This window comes from Shouchella oshimensis (assembly GCF_004375095.1).
Classification (GTDB): Bacteria; Bacillota; Bacilli; order Bacillales; family Bacillaceae_D; genus Shouchella; species Shouchella oshimensis.
Genome location: NZ_SNUX01000003.1, coordinates 399,994 through 421,088, shown reverse-complemented (window position 1 = coordinate 421,088; position 21,095 = coordinate 399,994). Strand labels below are relative to the sequence as shown.

Here is a 21,095-nt window from a genome sequence, read left to right as displayed (position 1 = left end):
ATAAGCACTGTTATGAGTGAAACATTTTTTTCACTTTTTTCTTTGTTTTCTTCCACGTTTTTCCGTTCATTAATTTCTTATCCGCTTCCATGATCGGTTCAAAGAAATTGTATACTTTCTTTTTTGCCTTCTTATCGTTCATTGAATACCAAGCAGCTCCAAGACCAATCACCATTAATGGCGCAATGGATTTACGCAAGATCGATTCACCTCGATTCTTTATAAATCTATTTGTCTTTCCTCTTCTGCAAATAAATCATCGAGGGAACTCAAAGACCCATCTTCCTCTACTTGATGGAGCATTAATGTTCCTTTAACCAGGCTCATTTCAATGAAACAGTGCCAACAGTAATATTGATTTGTGCCAATTTTACCAATATCTTTTAAATGGCAATTCGGACATCGCATTATAGGTGCCTCCTCTACAGAGACAAGATCGCTCGTTCCTTACAAAGAAGTAAGTCATGACCTTTCACAACTTTTCGACCTTCTTTAATATCCGACAACCAGCCATCTGTCACTTCATACCCTATGATGGTGCCCACTTCCATTGAAAAATATACATCTTCTGCTAAACCAAGCATATCGCCTTCTGAGGATAAGACAGGCTTCCCCTTAAACTTTTTGCGGCTTGTACAAATAGGATCATACTGCTTATGCGTATCAGCAACATTTTCCACTTTTGTGTCTTCATCAATCATAACGGCTTGTTCTCCGAGATGTTGAATCGCTTCAAAAGGAAGAAAACCATGGTGATGGAGCAAAGCGTGGTTTCGCTTAATTATGAACCCTGCTATTCGACCATCACACATACAGCCGTCACAAATTTGTCCAATTTCTTTGCCAGTTGCCATTGAAACAATTGGTAAACCAATCATTCTCTGCATCGTTCGCAAAAGCTGCACCACCTCTCCGAACAGTTATAATGTATGTACCTTCTCCCTCCTTATCCCCGGAGATGGTTACCAGCTACATCATTCGCTCTTGAAGTCGGTCTTTTAATAATGATTGTCTGCCGTCATTCTTTTTTTGAATCGCTTGTTCAAATGTTTTTATGTCTCCGCATAAAAGTAAAAATTGCTTTGCCCTTGTTATGCCTGTATATAATAAATTCCGTCGTAGCATGCGTTGATAATTTCCAACAACTGGCATGACTACAATAGGAAATTCACTACCTTGGGCTTTATGAATAGAGGAACAGTAGGCATGGGTTAGCTGAGTAAAATCTTTTTTGTCGTACGTTACTTCTAAGCCATCAAACGACACAACGAGTTGATCTTTTTTCTCCGTTGTCTCTTTGGCATAAAGGATAGCTACAATTTCTCCTCTATCTCCATTAAAGACATTTTCTTCTGCATTGTTCACAAGTTGAAGTACCATGTCACCTTTACGAAAAATAACATCACCAAAAGGAATTTCACGCCGCCCTTCTTTAGCCGGATTGAAGAGTGTTTGTAACATAGTATTTAATTCAATAATGCCTGCTCCACCACGATAAATCGGAGCTAATACTTGAATTTCCCTCGGACTATAGCCTTTTGTACGTGCATTTTCACATATTTGCCAGACCGCTTGCTTCACTTGATTGGTTTGACAGGAGAAAAAGCGTAAATCAGGTTTTTTTGCCGTTATATCTGTTGGCAAATAACCATCTTTCATGGAATGAGCTAACTCAATAATGGATGAACCTTCTGCCTGTCGATAAATTTCATTTAATTGAACGGTAGGTATCACTTCCGAGTCGAGCAAATCTTTAAGCACCTGCCCAGGTCCAACCGATGGCAATTGATTTTCATCACCAACAAGAACGACTTGCATTCCTTTCGGAATCGCTTTGAACAACTGATTAGCGACCCAAGCATCCACCATCGACATTTCATCTACAATTAACAGTTCTCCTTCGAGCTGATCATGATCTCCTTTATCAAAACCTGTGGCGCTGCCTTTCCAGCCAAGCAAGCTATGAATTGTACCAGCAGACAGTTCGGTGGCTTCAGCCATTCGTTTCGCTGCACGTCCTGTAGGCGCAGCAAGCTTAATTGGCAAAGACCGGTTTTCTTTTTCGCTCGTTCCTCGACCATCAAGATTGACGCCTTGTAAACGTGCATAAGATTCTACAATTCCTTTTATAACGGTTGTTTTGCCTGTACCCGGACCTCCAGTCAAAAGCATAATAGGCGAATGAAGCGCTGTTTCTATTGCTTCTTTTTGTAAATGCGAATACGTTACATTGTAGTTCTCTTCTAACTCACCGAGGGTTTTTTCCATATCTGCTTGCGTAAATTCAGATTGAAGCTCATAAGACTTTATACGCATAATGTTTTGAGCGATTCCTCGCTCCGCATAAAAAAGAGATTTCATGTAAATACGGTCATGCTCTGTTACAACCAGACCTTCTTCATTCATTTCTTTAATGATTTGTTGAACATTTTCATTACTTACAGGCTTATTTGGTGTATGTAGCAATAGCACAACCTCTTGAATAAACGACTCCGTATTAAGAAAAAGATGCCCATCTTGGATACTTAATTCATTAATTAAGTATAAGATACCCGCACGCACGCGTTCCGGATGATCCCCAGTTAAGCCAATGGCTGCCCCAAGCTGATCGGCGCGGCGAAAACCAACTCCTTCTACGTCTTTTATTAATAAATATGGATTAGTACGAATAATATCAAGTGCTTGAAGTTTATACGCGCGATACACATTCATTGATAGCTCTGTCCCAAAGCCATATTGAGATAACTGAATAATAACTTGTTCGGCTCCTTGATGTTCTAATAAACGTTGATGAAGCATCATAGCATTCTCTTTTTTCAACTTTGGCACTCGATCAAGAACATGCTGATCTTCAATAATAAGCGAAATTGCGCGTTCACCTAGTTCATTAACAATCGTTTCGGCTGTTTTCGTTCCAATACCAGGAAAACGATCACTTGAAAGAAATTTAATAATACCATTTTTCGTTTTAGGCATTTCCCTTTTAAATGTCTCAACTTTATATTGTGTACCAAACTTTGGGTGTTCGGTAACCTGTCCAAAAAACGAATACGTTTCGTCCATCTCAAGCTCTGGAAGGTGACCGACTATTGTTGTTTTCTTCGCTTCAATTTGTTCATTCGTTTTATCAATTTTAACAGTAGCAACCGTATAATCATTTTCAGCATTACGGAATAGCACGTGTGTCACTTTTCCTTTAATGTATCTTCCTGTTTCTTCCACATCCATAAGTATACACTCACCCTTTGTTCAATGCATCTTCTACAACACGTTTCGCATTTCCAGCAAGTAAATGGTCCTCTTGATTCGTTAAAGCTAAGTCAAAACATTTCAGTGCTTCCTCTACCCTTTCTGAGGATAAATGAATGACACCAAGGTTATAATACGCATCCGCATGAGTTGAGTCTTGTTTTAATACCTCAATAAACAGCGCTTCTGCTTCCCCTAGTTGATCTTGTTGTGCAAGGCAAAGACCATATTGAAAGGCAATTTCCGGATCATCTGCTTGTAATTCATGGGCACGGCTTAAATTAGCCTGTGCATGAGCAAGAGAACCTAGCTGATAATGGGACATGCCAAGCATATAAAATAAGTCAGCATCAGCTAACCCTTTTTGTTGAGCTGTAAGAAAATGCTTGATCGCTTCTTGGAAATGTTCGTCTTCATACGCAAGCACACCAAGGCTATAATAAGCAGTGGTCGCATCCTTATCTAGTTCAATTGCACGCTCATTAAAGACAACTGCCCGTTCTCGGTCCCCAAGCACCCGTAAGAGGTTAGCCATATTTATATAGCCTTCTGGCTCTTTTGGGTGTTCTTCAATATAGTCAGTAAACACTTTTGCTGCCTCTTCATAATTGGCTTCCTTCATATATGCAATACCTGTTGATAAATCCATTTATACGTACCCCCTTGAAAAAAGGAAAACGCCCTTAGACGTTTTCCCGTATAACCTCATCAATTGTTCCTCCACCGAGGCAACGTTCTTGATCATATAGCACGACTGCCTGTCCTGGTGTAATTGCGCGTTGTTTCTCATGAAACTGAATATCAGCCTGACCGTTTTCTCGTGGAATAACCGTGACCCATTGATCCTCTTGACGATAGCGAAACTTCGCTTTACATGTAAATTCACCGTTTGGCTCACTCATAATCCAGTTCATTCCTTCTGCTTTTAATCCAGAGGAATACAATCCTTCATGATGGAAGCCTTGTCCAACAATTAACACATTTCGTTCTAGATCTTTATCAATAACAAACCAAGGTTCACCAGCGCCACCAATTCCTAAACCTTGTCTTTGCCCTAAAGTATAATACATCAATCCATCATGCTCGCCTTTCACTTCACCATCAACAGTTTGCATCTCACCAGGTTGAGCAGGAATAAATGTTTGTAAAAATTCTTTAAAGTCTCGCTCGCCAATAAAACAAATACCTGTACTATCTTTCTTTTTCGCTGTTGCTAAGCCTGCTTTTTCTGCTTTCTTTCGCACATCGGCTTTCACCATATGCCCAAGCGGGAACATCACTTTAGATAATTGCTTCTGACTTAGCGCATTCAGAAAGTATGTCTGATCTTTATTCGCATCAGCACCTTTTACTAACTGATACTCTCCATCTTTATAATTAATTTGTGCATAGTGCCCGGTTGCTACATAGTCGGCTCCAAGAGCAATGGCGTGATTCAAAAATGCTTTAAATTTAATTTCTTTATTACACATAACGTCTGGATTTGGTGTGCGCCCAGATTTGTATTCATCTAAAAAGTACGTAAACACTTTGTCCCAATACTCTTTTTCAAAATTAACCGCGTAATAAGGAATATCAAGCTGTTGAGCAACACGCTCCACATCCTCATAATCTTCTGTTGCTGAGCAAAAGCCCGAATCATTTGTATCATCCCAGTTTTTCATGAAGATCCCAATGACGTCATACCCTTGCTCTTTTAATAAAAGTGCTGTAACAGAAGAATCGACGCCACCAGACATACCGACGACAACCCGAGTCTCTTCTGGTTTTTTCATACAATTTCCCTCGCTTATTTAATCTATTCGATAAAATTATCTCGACTTTGCTCTGCCTTGACAATTGTCGCTATTTTATTAAATGCTTCTATCGTTTCGCTCTCTTCATTTGTTAGTCCAAAGCTAAACCGAATTGCTTCCATTACTTTATGATTATCATGTCCGTACATGGCTTCTATCACATGGGATGGAACGAGTGTACCAGCCGTGCAAGCAGAACCTCCAGACGCAACAATACCTGCTATGTCAAGTTTCATTAATAATGTTTCAGTTTTAACGTTACAAAAACTTATATTAAGAATATGGGCTAAACGATTTTTTGATCCGTTCAGTACATACTCTACACCATGAGCGTCCATTATTTCTATAAATGCGGCTTGGAAATAACTGTACTTCTGCTGGTTGACAGCTTGTTGCTCTTTTGCAAGCTCGATCGCTTTTGCAAAGCCAACAATGCCCGGTACATTTTCTGTACCAGCACGACGTTTCCGCTCTTGTTCACCACCATAGGTCGTTGCATCAAGTGTCACTGCTTTTGATACATATAAACAACCTACACCTTTTGGACCGTTCACCTTATGACTTGCAAGGGAGAGCATATCAACACCTAACAACTTATGATCAAGCGTTCTTAATCCTGCAGCCTGAACCGCATCTGTATGAAAAACAGCTTGGTGAGAGTGAAGAATGGCTCCAATTTCTTCTATTGGCTGCACTGTTCCGACCTCATTATTACCGTACATAACTGATACTAAAATCGTATCTTCTGTTAATGCCGCTTTTATATCGTTAGCTGATACTTGCCCCGTTGTATCCACGTCAACATAGGTAATCGTAAATCCTTCTCTTTCAAGTTGCTTCATCGTGTGTAATACTGCATGATGTTCGATTTTAGACGTAATCAAATGCGTCCCCTTCGTACGATTCGCCCGAGCATAACCAAGTAATGCAAGGTTGTTCGCCTCTGTACCACCACTTGTAAAAATGATTTCATCTGCACTAGCAGAAATATGCGAGGCTATACGATGCCGAGCATCCATTACAGCTTGTTTTGCACGGCGCCCAAAACGATGACTACTGGATGGGTTACCGAACACATCTGTATAATAAGGAATCATCGCCTCAACCACTTCTGGGTGAACCGACGAGGTAGCAGCATGATCAAAATAATATTCGTTCATTCCATCACCTTTTTAAATATAAAACATGTAGTAATCTTGCTCGCCATCTTCTTTGAAGTTCGCTAAATCTGAAAGCGTCGTTGTATCAAGCACATCTTTAACAGCATCTCTTATTTTAATCCAAAGATCACGTTTAGCCGGCTCTTCATCATCTAACACTTCAACAGGGCTAATCGGTCCTTCCAATACACGGATAATGTCACCAGCTGTAATCTCTTCTGGCTGCTTTGCCAACTTATAGCCACCATAAGCACCACGCACACTTTTTACAAGCGTCGCGTTTCGAAGCGGGGCAATTAGTTGCTCTAAATAATGTTCAGATAGATTGTACTCCTGCGCAATGGACTTTAATGAGATGGGACCTTCCCCTTCTTTTTTTGCCAGTGCCATCATAATGGTCAACCCGTAACGACCTTTTGTCGATATTTTCATAATGAGTAGCTCCTTTAAATCGTTTCCTATTCAATTCATTTACGTATTCGCCCACAATATTTCTCCATAAAACATTATAGCATGATTTCTTATCTGATTAATAGGTTGAGCGCTTTTCGATTTGCCCTTGAAAATAAAGATAAGCTACACTGTATACATGAATCAGTGAGTCAGGGGGATACGTATGAAACAAAAACCACTTGCATTTCGCATGAGGCCAACTTCGATTGATGATGTTATCGGGCAAGAACGCTTGTTAGGTGAAGGAAAATTATTACGACGAATGGTAGAGGCAGATCAACTTTCATCTATGGTCTTATATGGTCCTCCCGGCACTGGCAAAACATCTATAGCAAGTGCCATTGCCGGTACAAGCGGTCATCATTACCGCCTTTTAAATGCAACTGTACACAACAAAAAAGATATGGAGACCGTTGTTGCTGAGGCAAAAATGTACGGGTCCATCATTCTTATATTAGACGAGGTTCATCGACTTGATAAAGCAAAACAAGATTTTTTATTGCCGCATTTAGAAAGTGGCTTAATACTGCTAATTGGAGCGACAACAGCTAACCCTTATCATTCTATTAATCCTGCCATTCGAAGCCGATGTCATATATTTGAACTTGAGCAATTAGATCCACCAGAAATTGAACAAGCTCTTCACCGAGCTTTAAACGATAAAGAACACGGCCTTGGTCAGGAGAAAATCGACATTGACGCTAAGGCCATTACTCATTTAGCTCTTGCTTGCGGTGGTGATGTACGAGCCGGCTTAAATGCCCTTGAACTGGCGGTACTTTCGACTCCAAAAGATGAAAATGGTATTCGATCTATTCAGCTCGAAACGGCAGAACAAAGCATTCAAAAGAAAAGCATTCAGCACGACAAAGACGGTGATGGGCACTATGATGTTTTGTCTGCTTTTCAAAAATCCATTCGTGGGAGCGATGTTGATGCAAGTTTACATTATCTTGCTCGATTATTGGAAGCAGGAGATTTAGTTAGCATTCATCGCAGACTTCTTGTCATTGCATATGAAGATATCGGACTGGCAAACCCTCAAGCTGGTTCACGCACCTTAACGGCAATTGAAGCAGCAGAACGTGTGGGGCTACCAGAAGCACGTATTCCGCTGGCGAATGCTGTGATTGAACTAGCTCTATCACCTAAAAGTAATCGTGCCTATAAAGGGATTGATGCAGCTATTGCAGCGCTTCGTGAAGGGGGAAACGCAACAATTCCACTGCATTTAAAAGATACGCATTATCAAGGCGCTAAAAATCTAGGTAGAGGGGTCGAGTACAAGTACCCGCATGATTTTGAAGGGAGCTGGGTAAAGCAACAATATTTACCTGATGCTTTTAAAAAACACCGCTATTACGAGCCAAATCACGACAATAAATTTGAACATGCGCTTGCCGCACTTTATGAAAAACGGCAATAAACAACTTCTGAATCTGCTAGAATTCTTTTCTCTCTCCTTTATTACTAGCCTAGTATAAAAAAAGAAAACTCTGGTTAAAGTAATAGCAAGACATAATTGCTTAGGAGTTGAGATAATGAAAATAAGACAAGATGCGTGGTCACACGAGGATGACGTATTATTAGCGGATACAGTACTCTCCCATATAAAAGATGGTAGCACTCAATTAAAAGCTTTTGATGAAGTAGGCGATGCGCTAAATCGAACATCTGCTGCTTGCGGGTTCCGATGGAATGCGGTTATACGACAAAAGCACTTACGTACCATCGAAGAAGCAAAACGAGAAAGAAAGATGCGAAAGCGTATGATCGCTTCCCCTTTTTCAACAAACTATCAAAAACATGACGCGAGACCGTTTGAAACGATGCAACCAACTACGCCATTTCATGAGCCTGAACCATCAATGGAATCCATCATTGCTCAACTAAAGAAAGTCGACCTAGGGGCATCTACTTCATTAAAAGAAGAGAACCAAACATTACGGCAGAAACTACAAGCCGCACAAGCACATATTGGAGAATTAGAAAAGCAACTATCAAGAAATAAGCAAGAACATAGTATGATTGAAGAAGATTATCAATCACTTATTTCCATTATGAACCGCGCAAGAAGAATGGCTATTTTAGAGGAAGACTTGGATGATCAAGTTGCATTTCGAATGGAAACAAACGGAAACCTAGAAAAAATCGATTAAACAAAAAAAGCCTTGGCACGGCTTTTTTTGTTTGTTAGTTTTGTCGGTTAATCGTTATTCCCTCTAACAAATTTGTAATAACATGTCCAGCCATAATTAATCCTGACACAGATGGCACGAAAGCATTTGATGATGGAGGAAGCTTCGCTTTACGAATAGTACCTTGCTCAGCACTTTCTGGCACAATCTCTTGACGAATATCTTCGCGAATCTGAATAGGCTTTTCATCTGAGAAAACGACTTCTACTCCTTTTTTAATCCCTTCTTTTCGTAAACGTGTGCGGATGACTTTGGCAATAGGATCATAACTTGTTTTTGAAATGTCTTCAATACGTAGTCGAGTTGGATCAAGTTTGTTGGCAACACCCATACTTGAAATGAACGGGATTTTACGCTTCCGACATTCTTTTATTAAATGAATTTTATAAGAAATGGTATCACTTGCATCAATAACATAGTCTAATTCGTGAGAAAAGAAGTCCTCATATGTTTCTTCTGTGTAGAACATTTTTAATGCAACTACGTCACAATCTGGATTAATATCTTGAATTCGTTTAGCCATTAAATCAACCTTTGGCTGACCAACTGTTGACAATAGTGCATGAATCTGTCGATTAACGTTTGTAATATCAACATCATCTTTATCAACAAGTACAATTTTACCAACGCCTGAACGCGCAAGAGCCTCAGCGGAAAACGAGCCTACTCCACCTATCCCAAGTACTGCTACTGTACTACCTTTCAATCGATCTAATCCATCGTGGCCAATGGCCAATTCATTTCTTGAAAACTGGTGTAACACGTTCATCAAACTCCTTTATGATTCCCTTATGCTGTTGTGATTTTATCATATTCTAAAAGAAAAGCACATACAAAAAAGCATTCCCAAAATGGAAATGCTTTTTTCGTGATCCCGATCATGCCGTAGGTAGTTAATGCTTTGAACCTGCCAGGCAGGTGGGCGCTCTGTACCGTTTCTTTTACGTCCTCAGCTTCCGAGGCATGTAAGCAAAACTGTAACGACGAGCTCCCTTTTTTAAGGTGTTGGCTCAAAGAATAAAACCCGTACGAACATTTCAGGAATCATTTAATTAACGTTATCATAACAATTTAAATGACTTTACGCAACCTTTTTTCAAAAAATTGTGACTAAAGACATATACGGTAGATTGCTATAGATATGTACCCCGTTTGCAAAAGGATGAAACCACCGCATATTAAGTGAGTTTTCACAAAAAATATGGTACATTCTTCTTTAAAGGGGGCATCACTATGACCGCAATTGTAAAGCAACGTTGTATTGAAGTCACACAAGAAATCGGACTGCTTGAAAAAAGAATTGTCGAAAGTTCTTTTGAGCTATCCTTGTTCAATGATCGTATTGAAACAGAGTCCGACCGGTTTCCACTTGACAGCGTATTTGATATCTCATATCGCTTCCCTAGTGATTCACCTGATTCGCTTGGCTTTTTATATTTACATACAAGTCGAGGTGTTTCAACATACAAAATTAAAACGTCACCAGAGCAACTCATTCAAGAATTTAAAAAACTAGTCCCAGAAACGAAATATCGATTATGATTCATTTTGAACAGTTTCTTTTAACTGTTCCATTTCTGTTAAGAGCGGAAATGTATGAAATGGCGTAGCAAAAGGGAGCGGGGTCACGACAAAGACTTTCCCTCCTTTTACTTCATGCTCTCTCCATACCGTCGTTTTGTCTAAATACGGTTGGATTTTACTTTCATGATTTTCCTTACAAAACCACACTTCCTGTGTCGTTACATTGTCAGCAATTCCCTCTTCAAGCTTCGTTAAGCGATTTGTAAATCTAGGTATGACATGTTTCTGCTGTTCGTGGAAAACAAAATCTTCAACTACACTATTTGCTGTTGTTTCCTTTCCTGCTCCTGGTCCCGCAAAGATAAGACGCTCCATATCCTTACCTTCAAGTGTTACTGCATTTAACACACCACGAATGGGCGCTAACGAATGTTCTTGATCGATTAAAGCCGGTTTAACAAACCCTTTTAAAGACGTTGCATCCGATTCTAATTTAGCAATCAATTTAAACGATAAATTCAATTCTTTAGCCGCTTGAATATGCCATTGATCAATATGACTTATTCCAACTCGGTCAATATCATCTGGACAAACCCACTGATCATAGCATTGTCGAGCTAACAAACAAAGCTTATATACAGCATCCCAACCCTCAACATCAGATGTAGGATCTTCCTCTGCATATCCTAGTTTTTGCGCCTCTTCAAGTGCAGCTTCATATGTGCTACCCTCGCTCATTTTCGTTAAGATATAGTTACTTGTCCCGTTCAGAATTCCGGCAATTGATTGTACATTCGTTGTTAATAACACACTTTTGAAAACATTCACAATAGGTATGGCCCCACATACAGCCGCATCCCATCCATAATAAGCTTGATTTTCAAAAGCCAGTTGTTCTAATTCTTCACCATGTAATGCGACTAGCTTTTTATTTGCAGATATAACAGATGTGCCTTGTTTGAGAAGTGCCTTTGTATATGTTCTTGTCAGTTCTGTTCCATTAATTGCTTCAAACACAATGTCGTATTTATCTGTATTAAAAAATGTATCCCATGATGAAGTAAATAATGATGAGTTAACATCCTTATACTTCTCTACATTTTTAACTAGAATGCGAACGATTTCGAATTTTTCTCCGATAATGGATTCTATTTGCTCTCTTGAGCCAATTAACCTTTCATATACACCACTTCCAACTGTTCCATACCCTATTAAGCCTATCTTCATCTCCAACACCCTTTCTCTCTAATACAAAAGCTCCTTTTCTTAGATAAGAAAAGGAGCTTTTCGTCTCCACTTATCTCTCAGAACTAAGTCTGCTGAATGTAGCACCTTAACCTCACACAAGGTTGGTTGCCGGGCTTCGTCGGGTCAGTTCCCTCCACCACTCTCGATAAGATATAACAAGAATTCTATATGATATTATCCGTCATTATAGATGGAAGGGTTGCGTCTGTCAACCGCGCTTCCCTAGAACAGATAAATTTAAATCAATTAATTGCTCTAAACTAACAGCACCTGGCGCACTTGTCATTAAATCACTTGCACTCGCTGTTTTTGGAAATGCGATAACCTCTCTTAAGTTCGTCTTTTGAGCTAGTAACATGACGATGCGGTCTAAGCCTAATGCAATACCACCGTGAGGAGGCGTACCGTATTCAAAAGCTTCAAGTAAAAAGCCGAATTCTTCATTCGCTTGTTCTTTTGTAAAGCCAAGGGTTTCAAACATCTTTTCTTGAAGTTCACGCTCATATATACGCTGTGAACCTCCACCTAGTTCATATCCATTTAATACGAGATCGTATGCTTCTGCTCGTACGTCATCTGGATTTGATTGAAGCAAATGTAAATCTTCTTTTTTTGGTCTAGTGAAAGGATGGTGTAAAGCGACGTATCGTCTTGCTTGCTCATCGTATTCTACAAGTGGAAAATCAACAACCCAAAGAAAATTAAATTTAGATGAGTCGATAAGATCAAATTCTTTTCCAAATTTCAACCGAAGAGCTCCGAGAGAATCAAATACAACTTGCTTTTTATCTGCACCAAAGAACAACAAGTCTCCTGGAGTGGCGTGCATATGCTCAAGTAATGTTTCAGACTGCTCACTGTTAAAGAACTTGGCAATTGGTCCTTTAAGGCCATCTTCTTCTACTTTTAGCCATGCCAGTCCTTTTGCTCCAAAAGGCTTGACGAAGTCTGTTAAAGCATCAATCTCTTTACGAGAAAGCTTGCTTGCCCCGCCAACAAGATTCAATCCTTTGATAATGCCTTTTGATTCTATTGCCTGTTTGAACACTTTAAACTCAGTATCTTGAAGGACCGTTGTAAGATCCACAAGCTCCATACCAAAGCGAGTATCTGGTTTATCCGACCCGTAGCGATTCATGGCATCTTCATATGTCATTCGTTCAAAAGAACCTTCTAATTCTAACCCATGGGTATCAAGCATTAACTTCTTCATAAGCTTCTCTGTCATAGCCAGAACATCCTCTGTTTCTAGGAAGCTTGCTTCAATGTCGATTTGGGTGAATTCAGGTTGACGATCAGCACGTAAATCTTCATCTCTAAAACAACGAACAATTTGAAAGTATTTTTCAAAACCAGACACCATTAATAGTTGCTTAAAAATCTGTGGTGATTGTGGTAAAGCATAAAATTCACCGTGATGAACACGACTCGGAACTAAATAGTCTCTGGCACCTTCTGGTGTACTTTTCGTTAACATTGGCGTTTCAATTTCTAAAAAGCCATCACCATCTAAAAAGTCACGTACTGTTTTTGTAATTCGATGTCTAAGTTTAAACGCCTCCTGCATATCTGGACGACGTAAATCTAAATAACGGTATTTCAAACGCACATCTTCAGAAGCATCTGTATTTGCTTCAATTTGAAACGGAAGTGGCTTTGAAGCGTTTAATAATTCACACTCATGGACATGAATTTCAATTTCTCCAGTTGCAATTTTTGCATTCACAGCTTTTTCATCACGTTCAACAACGATACCTTTGATAGAAATCATGTATTCATTTCGAACTCGATCAGCCTGATGTAAGGCTTGCTCATTTATGTCAGGGCTACAAACTACTTGCACAAGACCGGAGCGATCTCGTATATCTAAGAAAATAACCTGTCCTAAATCTCTTCTACGCTGTACCCAACCTACAAGCTTTACTTCTTCACCAGCCTGCTGCTTAGTAATTTCTCCACAATGATGTGTTCGTTTACTCACGCTTCTAATCCTCCTTTAATGCTTTCCCCTAGTTCCGTTACAATTGCTTCGTAAGCAATGGTTTTTTGTTCGCCAGAACCCATATGGCGTATAACGGCTTGTTCGTTTGCTAGCTCATCTTCACCAATAATAATTGTGCACGTTGCCCCGTTTCGATCTGCAGCTTTAAACTGTGCTTTCATTTTTTTGTCCATATAGTCTTTATCTACACGAAAGCCTTGTTTTCTTAATTCATTTAGCAAGACTGCCCCTCGCTGATTTGCTTCATCGCCTAAAGCCACAATATATGCATCTAACTTAGGGCGTTCAGGTAACGTAACACCTTCTGCTTTCATTGCAAGAATAAACCGTTCAATGCTGAATGCGAACCCAATTCCAGGTGTTTCTGGTCCGCCGAATTCTTGTACAAGACCATTGTAACGACCGCCTCCACACAAGGTTGTAATAGCACCAAATCCAGGTGCTGTGCTCATTAATTCAAACGCGGTATGATTGTAATAATCTAAACCTCTAACCAGAGTAGCATCTACTTCATAGGCTATATCTAGCTGATCAAGCGTTTGTTTTACCTTTTCGAAATAATGACGTGATTCATCATTTAGAAAATCTAAGATCGCTGGTGCTGTTTTCATTAACGGATGATCTCTGTCTTTCTTACAATCGAGAATACGTAATGGGTTTTTCGTTAGACGCGATTGACAGTCTGAACAAAATTCTTCAATTGAGGGTTCAAAATGATGAATAAGTGCTTGACGGTGAGAGTCACGACTGTCTTTATCGCCTAATGAATTAATCACAAGCTTTAAATTGACTAACCCAAGTCGATTGCAAATTTCAATTAGTAAAGCTAATACTTCTGCATCCAAGTGTGGGTTTGCACTACCTAATGCTTCGACCCCAAACTGCACAAATTGACGCATTCTTCCAGCTTGCGGCCGCTCGTAACGAAACATCGGCCCTGTATAGAACAGCTTTGTTAAAGCATTCGCTTCTCCATATAACTTGTTCTCTACATAGGATCGTACAACAGATGCTGTACCTTCTGGGCGAAGCGTTAAGCTGCGATCGCCGCGATCCTTAAACGTGTACATTTCTTTCTGCACAATATCCGTTGTATCTCCTACTCCACGGGTAAATACTTCTGTGTGCTCGAATATTGGTGTACGAATTTCCTCAAAATGATACCCTTGACACACTTCTCTAGCTATTTTTTCAATATGTTGCCAAACGACAGCATCTTCAGGCAAAATATCTTGCGTTCCTCTTGGCAAACGAATAGACATATACTTTCTCTCCTTTTTAAAAAACAAAAAAACTCTCATCCCAGATGATTACTCATCTGGGACGAGAGTTGAACCCGTGGTGCCACCCAAATTTGAGACTGCGTCTCCTCTTAATCTGTTAACGCCAGCTACGTTTTTCCCTACTAGTGTTTCAGGAAAAAATCCTCAAAGGTGTTCATTCATATCGGTAGATGGAGCTACTTCCAGCCTATGGCAACTCTCTCTAAGCATCTAGAATCCGCTATTACTATTCCTCGTCAATGGTTCATTTTGCCGTTTTTAATTAGTTGCTTATAACTATACGAAATGAAAGCACGCTCGTCAATAGCTAATTTCTCATCAGAGCTTTCTTCATAAAAATAATTTCATTTGGGGTTACGCCACATTCTAACCTAGCATAAGCAGTATTGGCTTCATGCTGTTGGATTTGATCCATTGAGTCCTGAATGGCTTTTCGCACTTCTTGCTTTCCATGGACACGCATTGACAACCGCTCCTAATCATGACTTCTCTATAGGATAGCCATTGCCTGACGTTTTAAAACCCCTAATTCGAAAAAAAGAACTATTTTTTACTCGCCTCATAAATTTGTTCAATAATTGATGTTACTTGCTGTGCCTCGTTCGGCTTAACAAGTGACTCTTCACGACCAAGACAAGCATTGACAAAGTTACGAGCTTGAGCGATTCCCTCATTGCTCTCTCCAGCAATCCAGTCAGCGTTCATCGTCGACATCATGCCTGAAGACGCTTTATTCATTGCTAACGGAAACACATTCAAACCGCCTGTAGTGCCAGAAATACTGATGGTTTCCTTATCACTAGGAACATTGGCTGCCCATGAGGTTTCGAAAAGCATGGTAGCACCATTTTTAAATGTAATGTATGCTGTAGCATGATCTTCTACATCAATTTTTGTTGCATCATAAGCGCCCCACTCATTTACCTGATCTTCATGACGGCTAACAAGTTCATACGTTTGCCCGTGTACACTTTCAATTTCCGGGTAGTCTACGAGCCATAGCGCCAAGTCTAAAAGGTGACAACCATAGTCCATTAAACAACCGCCGCCTTGAAGGTCTTTATTAATAAACACACCCCAGCCAGGTACTTTTCTACGCCTCATCCCCTCTACTCGAATAACAAGTGGATCACCGATTTCTCCGGTTTGAATGAGTTTCTTTGCAGCAAGTGCTTCTTTTTTAAAACGATAGTGGTACCCAATTTGTAAAACGTTCTTACCTTCACTTGCTGCTTTCTCCATTTCAACGGCTTCGGCATTTGTAATAGCCATTGGTTTCTCACAAAATACGTGCTTACCGGCTTGAAGCGCTTGAAGAACAGATTGATGATGAAATTTATTTGGTGTACAAATGACTACCGCATCGACTTGGGCAAAAAGCTCTCTTTCAGAATTAGCAATGAATGGAATAGCAAATGATGCAGCTACTTCTGTTGCTCTCACTTGATTAACATCATAAACACCATATACTTCAACGTCTTCTATTGTCTGTAAAGCTGGAATGTGACGATTTGTCGCAATCCCACCTACACCTATAATTCCAACTTTCATCTGATCACTCCGACTGCCCTGGTACAGGTTCTAATGGCTGGGCATTTCCATAAGTAGGATAGGCTCTTTTTGTTGGTGTCGCCCATTTAACTGCGTTTTTAATCACTGTTTGCACGTTTTGATCTTTGTAAGTTGGAAACGTTTCGTGTCCCGGTCGGAAATAGAAAATTTTCCCATTACCCCGATGGAATGTGCATCCACTTCTAAAAACTTCTCCTCCTTGAAACCAGCTCATAAAGACAATTTCATCAGGATTAGGAATATCAAAGTGTTCGCCGTACATTTCTTCTTTTTCCAATTCAAAGTACTCATCAATGCCATCAGCAATCGGGTGGCTTGGGCTCACAACCCACAGCCGCTCTTTCTCATCTGCTTCACGCCATTTTAGATCGCAGCTCGTTCCCATTAATGTTTTAAAAATCTTTGAAAAGTGACCAGAATGGAGAATAATTAACCCCATACCTTCTAAAACTCGTTTTTGAACCCGGGCCACAATCTCATCTTTTACTTCATGGTGCGCAATATGTCCCCACCAAATTAAGACATCTGTCTTATTCAGAACCGCTTCTGTTAGTCCATGCTCTTCTTCATCTAAGGTAGCTGTCTTAACAGTATGTTCTTCATTTAAAAACGATGCAATCGCTCCATGGATGCCTTCAGGATATACGCTTGCTACCTTCTCGCTTCGTTGTTCATGACGATATTCATTCCAAATTGTGACGTTTGTCATCGATTTAACCCCTTTTCGTTATGTTGAATGTCGAATTTGTATTGGTGCTTCTAAAAAAGTCACAGACTCGTATTGTTCATTTTGGTTTGCTAGTAAGGTTAACAGCATCTCCATTGCTTGCTTGCCCATCTCAAAAGTAGGCTGATGAATGGTTGTGAGTTGCGGTTCTAACAATGTCGCAGTGGGCTGGTTATCAAAGCCTACAACCGCTAAATCTTCTGGAATACGCACCTTTTTAACTTTAGCTTCCGCAATAATGCCAGCTGCAATTTCATCACTGCCGGTAATAATGGCATTTGGTCGATTCGATAAACCCAATATTGTGCGAAGAATGTCTCGACCGTCATCAACAGAGTGACCGGAAAAACGCCAGCTCGATTGAATGACTTTTCCTTCGCTCTTCATTGTTTGAACAAATCCCTCATACCGATCCTCTGCTAGTGGAGAGCGCACTCCTTCTGGTAAGTGATTCACGTCATAGACATTGCAGTATGCAATTGAATCGTAGCCTTTGTGTAGCAAATGTTTCGTAATAGTGGTCATCGCCTTTTTCTGATCAATGGTTATAACCGGCGCCCCATGTAAATCTCTTGGGTATTCATTACACAAAACAATGGGACCATATTGTAAATACGGATAAATTGTCTCCCAATCATTTACAATCGAAGCTAAAATAACACCGTCCACTTGCTTTGTCCGAAGGAGCTCAAGGAAATGAAGCTCTTGGTCTGCTCTTCCTCGCGTGTTACAAAGAATCATCCGATACGAGTGCATGGTGGCTACTTCATCCATCGCATCTACTACTGCACTAAAAAACGGGTTGACAATTCGGGAAACAAGAACGGCAATTGTTTTGGTCTCCGTACCTCTTAATCGTTGAGCAGAAGAGTTAGGTGTATAACCTAATTCTTTAATCGCTTCTTGAACTGCTTTACGTTTTTTTTCGTCAACGTAAGGGTGATGATTCAATACTCTTGATACGGTTGACCTGGATACACCTGCTTTTGTCGCCACGTCTTTAATAGTTGACATAATAAAAACGCCCTTTTTATGAAATCGATTTCATATTGTACACTTTCATTTTACCGAAAATCACTTGAAAGTCAACCAAAAAATAAACCGGTTTCATTTAAGGGAATACACAAGTAAAAACCTCATCACTAGAATGAGGTTTTGTACACTTATGACGTCTCTTTGCTGTCCAAAATAATCGTTACCGGTCCATCATTGAGTAAGCTAACGTCCATGTGCTCACCAAAACGGCCTGTTTCTACTCGTAATCCTATATCACGTAATTGATCATTAAATGCCTCATACATCGCTAGAGCATGCTCCGGCTTTGCAGCTGCCATAAAATTAGGGCGCCGGCCTTTTTTTGTTTCCCCGTATAAGGTAAATTGGGATATTGACAAAATTGAACCCTCTATATCACGAACAGACAAATTCATTTTCCCTTCGCTATCACTAAAAATCCTTAAATTAGCGATTTTATCAACAAGATAACGACTATCCTTTTGTTCATCTTCATGAGTCACACCTACAAGCAAAAGAAGACCATGGTCAATGGAGCCCACCACGTCTTCTTCTACCTTTACGGAGGCATGTTTGACGCGCTGTAAAACAATTCGCATGTCTCATTCACCTCTGATTTTATTAATGCGTTACTCTTCGTACCGAATAAATATCCTTTAATTGTTTTATTCGATCAACAATTTTCTGTAAATGTTGCTTATCTGTAATAGAAATACTCATTTCAACTGTGGCAATCTTATGCTTGTGATCAGACCTTCCAGAAACTGAATTAATTTGTGTACGCGTTTCTGTCATCGTGTGTAAAACTTCATTTAAGAAACCATTTCGGTCAAAAGCCGTGATCTCAATATCAACATTGTACGATTTAGAAGAATGACGATTCCCTTCCCATTCAACATCTAGTAATCGCGAACTTGATTGTTCTTCACTCACTACGTTTGGACAATCTGTTCGATGAATGGACACACCACGACCTTTTGTAATATAGCCGACTATATCATCACCAGGTACGGGCGTACAGCATCTAGCAAGGCGAATCAGCAAATTATCGACACCTTTTACATAAACGCCAATTGAATTTGATTTTTTCTTAGTCGTAAATGATTGAATATCATTTAAAGCTTCATCTAATGATTGGTTGTCTTGTTCTTGTTCTTTTGCTTTACGCTGCTTTTCCGTCATCCGGTTCACAATTTGCTTTGGACTAATGCCCCCATAGCCAATTGCTGCATACATATCTTCATCGCCTGCAAAACTGAACTTTGTCGTGGCTTCAAGTAAATTTTCTTGAGTAAGAATTTCTTTCGGATCAAAATCAAGAGCCTTAATTTCTTTCTCGATTAATTCTTTTCCTTTTGCCACATTTTCTTCTCGTTTTTCTTTCTTAAACCACTGCTTAATTTTATTTTTCGCATGAGACGATTTTGTGAGCTTTAACCAATCTTGACTAGGTCCATATGAGTGTTTAGACGTCATCACTTCAACGATATCGCCTGTTTTTAACTCATGATCAAGGGGTACCATTTTGCTATTTACTTTTGCCCCAATACACCGGTTGCCGATTTCACTATGAATGCGGTACGCAAAATCAAGTGGCACTGAACCTCTTGGAAGCTCAATAACATCCCCTTTTGGTGTAAAGACAAACACCATGTCTGAAAAAAGGTCCATTTTCATGGATTCCATGAATTCCTGTGCATCGTTTGTATCCGTTTGTGATTCAATGACATCTCTCAGCCAGCTAAGCTTGTCTTCGAACGAATAGCGCTTGCTTGATAACGTTTTTCCTTCCTTATAAGCCCAATGCGCGGCAACACCATATTCTGCAACACGATGCATATCTTCTGTCCGAATTTGGACTTCAAGAGGATCACCGTTCGGTCCTACAACAGTTGTATGGAGCGATTGATACATATTCGCTTTCGGCATCGCAATATAATCTTTAAACCGACCTGGCATTGGACGCCAGCACGTATGAATAACCCCTAATACTGCATAACAGTCTTTTATATTTTTAACAATAATTCGAACTGCCAACAAATCGTATATTTCGTTAAATTGTTTCTTCTGTATGACCATTTTCCGATAAATACTGTAAATATGCTTTGGTCGCCCAGAGAGTTCTGCTGTAACATGCACATCTTCTAGCTGTTCATTAATTGTATCAATTACGTCAGAAAGGTAATCCTCTCGCTCTGCACGCTTACGCTTCATCAGATTTACAATTCGATAATATTGCTGCGGATCTAAATAACGCAAAGCCGTATCTTCTAGCTCCCACTTAATAGTAGAAATCCCTAGGCGATGCGCTAATGGAGCAAAAATTTCCAATGTCTCGTTAGACGTAACTCGTTGTTTATGTGGCGGCATAAATTTAAGTGTACGCATATTGTGTAAACGATCGGCAAGCTTAATAAGCAACACACGAATATCTTTTGCCATAGCCATTAGCATTTTTCGGTGATTCTCAGCTTGCTGCTCTTCTTTCGATTTGTACTTAAACTTCTTTAGCTTCGTCACGCCATCAACAAGCATAGCTACTTCTTTATTAAAATGTTGTTGCAAATCTTCCACTGTTGCATCTGTATCTTCAACAACGTCATGTAAAAACGCCGCTGCAATCGTATTCGGATCAAGCTCTAGACCTACAATAATACCTGCTACTTGCACAGGATGGAGGATATAGGGCTCACCAGACTTGCGATACTGTCCGCTATGAGCTTCTTCAGCAAACGTATAAGCTTTTGTTAAGAATTCAATATCATCTGGCTGCAAATAGGCGCTTGCTTTTTCGAGCACCTGATCAATCGTCATGGAATCACCTTACTCATTCGACAAGTTTTCTTTCTATTATCCTTTACTCGTTCAT

The 21,095-nt window shown here is 39.9% G+C and carries 21 protein-coding genes, 1 other RNA gene, 1 riboswitch and 1 other annotated feature; of the genes, 3 read left to right on the top strand and 19 right to left on the bottom strand.

Annotated features, from left to right (window positions below):
• Window positions 1–10: 10 nt before the first annotated feature.
• The 8 genes from E2L03_RS12895 to cymR form a co-directional block, all read right to left on the bottom strand.
• Window positions 11–199, bottom strand: a complete 189-nt coding sequence (locus E2L03_RS12895) for a DUF3918 family protein (RefSeq protein WP_038478741.1) — start codon at window positions 197–199, stop codon at window positions 11–13.
• A gap of 20 nt (window positions 200–219) precedes the next feature.
• Complete coding sequence (locus E2L03_RS12890; RefSeq protein ID WP_176463610.1) at window positions 220–408, bottom strand: YrzR-like zinc ribbon domain; 189 nt, start codon at window positions 406–408, stop codon at window positions 220–222.
• A 14-nt stretch (window positions 409–422) separates the two neighbouring features.
• Window positions 423–887, bottom strand: a complete 465-nt coding sequence (locus E2L03_RS12885; RefSeq protein WP_371836665.1) for a PRC-barrel domain-containing protein — start codon at window positions 885–887, stop codon at window positions 423–425.
• Between the two features lie 82 nt (window positions 888–969).
• On the bottom strand, window positions 970–3,228 hold the full coding sequence (recD2, locus tag E2L03_RS12880) for an SF1B family DNA helicase RecD2 (RefSeq protein WP_134259324.1): 2,259 nt from the start codon (window positions 3,226–3,228) through the stop codon (window positions 970–972).
• Window positions 3,229–3,238: 10 nt separating this feature from the next.
• Complete coding sequence (locus E2L03_RS12875) at window positions 3,239–3,898, bottom strand: tetratricopeptide repeat protein (RefSeq protein WP_038478732.1); 660 nt, start codon at window positions 3,896–3,898, stop codon at window positions 3,239–3,241.
• 34 nt (window positions 3,899–3,932) lie between these two features.
• The gene (gene mnmA / locus E2L03_RS12870) at window positions 3,933–5,024 is read right to left on the bottom strand and encodes a tRNA 2-thiouridine(34) synthase MnmA (protein ID WP_134259323.1); all 1,092 of its coding nucleotides are present in this window, start codon (window positions 5,022–5,024) and stop codon (window positions 3,933–3,935) included.
• Window positions 5,025–5,047: 23 nt separating this feature from the next.
• Complete coding sequence (locus tag E2L03_RS12865; RefSeq protein WP_134259322.1) at window positions 5,048–6,205, bottom strand: cysteine desulfurase family protein; 1,158 nt, start codon at window positions 6,203–6,205, stop codon at window positions 5,048–5,050.
• A 12-nt stretch (window positions 6,206–6,217) separates the two neighbouring features.
• Window positions 6,218–6,637 carry a cysteine metabolism transcriptional regulator CymR gene (gene cymR / locus E2L03_RS12860; RefSeq protein WP_035396059.1) on the bottom strand — a complete coding sequence of 140 codons (420 nt, stop codon included), beginning with the start codon at window positions 6,635–6,637 and terminating at the stop codon, window positions 6,218–6,220.
• Between the two features lie 184 nt (window positions 6,638–6,821).
• Between cymR and E2L03_RS12855 the strand changes: the two genes are divergently transcribed.
• Together E2L03_RS12855 and E2L03_RS12850 are read left to right on the top strand one after the other, a co-directional pair.
• Window positions 6,822–8,084 (top strand): replication-associated recombination protein A, encoded by a 1,263-nt coding sequence (locus tag E2L03_RS12855; protein ID WP_038478723.1) that lies wholly within the window; start codon window positions 6,822–6,824, stop codon window positions 8,082–8,084.
• 115 nt (window positions 8,085–8,199) lie between these two features.
• The gene (locus tag E2L03_RS12850) at window positions 8,200–8,817 is read left to right on the top strand and encodes an RsfA family transcriptional regulator (protein ID WP_038478720.1); all 618 of its coding nucleotides are present in this window, start codon (window positions 8,200–8,202) and stop codon (window positions 8,815–8,817) included.
• Between the two features lie 34 nt (window positions 8,818–8,851).
• Here E2L03_RS12850 and E2L03_RS12845 read toward each other — a convergent pair whose 3' ends face one another.
• The gene (locus tag E2L03_RS12845; RefSeq protein ID WP_038478717.1) at window positions 8,852–9,619 is read right to left on the bottom strand and encodes a tRNA threonylcarbamoyladenosine dehydratase; all 768 of its coding nucleotides are present in this window, start codon (window positions 9,617–9,619) and stop codon (window positions 8,852–8,854) included.
• Window positions 9,620–9,724: 105 nt separating this feature from the next.
• Window positions 9,725–9,903, bottom strand: a non-coding RNA gene (gene ssrS / locus E2L03_RS12840) — 6S RNA.
• A 186-nt stretch (window positions 9,904–10,089) separates the two neighbouring features.
• Between ssrS and E2L03_RS12835 the strand changes: the two genes are divergently transcribed.
• A complete protein-coding gene (locus E2L03_RS12835) occupies window positions 10,090–10,398 on the top strand; it encodes a hypothetical protein (protein ID WP_038478714.1) in 309 nt (102 codons plus the stop codon).
• On the opposite strand, the gene E2L03_RS12830 is transcribed toward E2L03_RS12835, so the two are convergent.
• The 9 genes from E2L03_RS12830 to E2L03_RS12795 all read right to left on the bottom strand — a co-directional run bounded on the left by E2L03_RS12830 (window position 10,393) and on the right by E2L03_RS12795 (window position 21,040).
• Entirely contained in the window at window positions 10,393–11,607 is a 1,215-nt protein-coding gene (locus E2L03_RS12830; RefSeq protein ID WP_051667453.1) for a homoserine dehydrogenase family protein, read from the bottom strand. The genes E2L03_RS12835 and E2L03_RS12830 overlap by 6 nt on opposite strands.
• Window positions 11,608–11,674: 67 nt before the next feature.
• Window positions 11,675–11,780, bottom strand: a riboswitch (SAM riboswitch).
• 56 nt (window positions 11,781–11,836) lie between these two features.
• A complete protein-coding gene (gene aspS / locus E2L03_RS12825) occupies window positions 11,837–13,609 on the bottom strand; it encodes an aspartate--tRNA ligase (RefSeq protein ID WP_038478711.1) in 1,773 nt (590 codons plus the stop codon).
• A complete protein-coding gene (gene hisS, locus E2L03_RS12820; RefSeq protein WP_134259321.1) occupies window positions 13,606–14,892 on the bottom strand; it encodes a histidine--tRNA ligase in 1,287 nt (428 codons plus the stop codon). Before hisS ends, aspS begins: the two co-directional genes overlap by 4 nt.
• A 54-nt stretch (window positions 14,893–14,946) precedes the next feature.
• Window positions 14,947–15,162 (bottom strand) — a binding site (T-box leader).
• 58 nt (window positions 15,163–15,220) lie between these two features.
• Window positions 15,221–15,376: a hypothetical protein gene (locus E2L03_RS20460; protein WP_160319316.1), complete on the bottom strand. Its 156-nt coding sequence runs from the start codon at window positions 15,374–15,376 to the stop codon at window positions 15,221–15,223.
• A gap of 80 nt (window positions 15,377–15,456) precedes the next feature.
• Window positions 15,457–16,464, bottom strand: coding sequence for a Gfo/Idh/MocA family protein (locus E2L03_RS12815; RefSeq protein WP_095149949.1), 1,008 nt, complete (start codon window positions 16,462–16,464; stop codon window positions 15,457–15,459).
• Between the two features lie 4 nt (window positions 16,465–16,468).
• Window positions 16,469–17,194, bottom strand: coding sequence for a ThuA domain-containing protein (locus E2L03_RS12810; protein ID WP_055737367.1), 726 nt, complete (start codon window positions 17,192–17,194; stop codon window positions 16,469–16,471).
• Between the two features lie 18 nt (window positions 17,195–17,212).
• Window positions 17,213–18,226, bottom strand: a complete 1,014-nt coding sequence (locus tag E2L03_RS12805) for a LacI family DNA-binding transcriptional regulator (protein WP_038478699.1) — start codon at window positions 18,224–18,226, stop codon at window positions 17,213–17,215.
• Window positions 18,227–18,375: 149 nt separating this feature from the next.
• On the bottom strand, window positions 18,376–18,825 hold the full coding sequence (gene dtd / locus E2L03_RS12800) for a D-aminoacyl-tRNA deacylase (protein ID WP_038478696.1): 450 nt from the start codon (window positions 18,823–18,825) through the stop codon (window positions 18,376–18,378).
• Between the two features lie 22 nt (window positions 18,826–18,847).
• Window positions 18,848–21,040: a RelA/SpoT family protein gene (locus E2L03_RS12795; RefSeq protein WP_055737365.1), complete on the bottom strand. Its 2,193-nt coding sequence runs from the start codon at window positions 21,038–21,040 to the stop codon at window positions 18,848–18,850.
• Window positions 21,041–21,095: the final 55 nt, after the last annotated feature.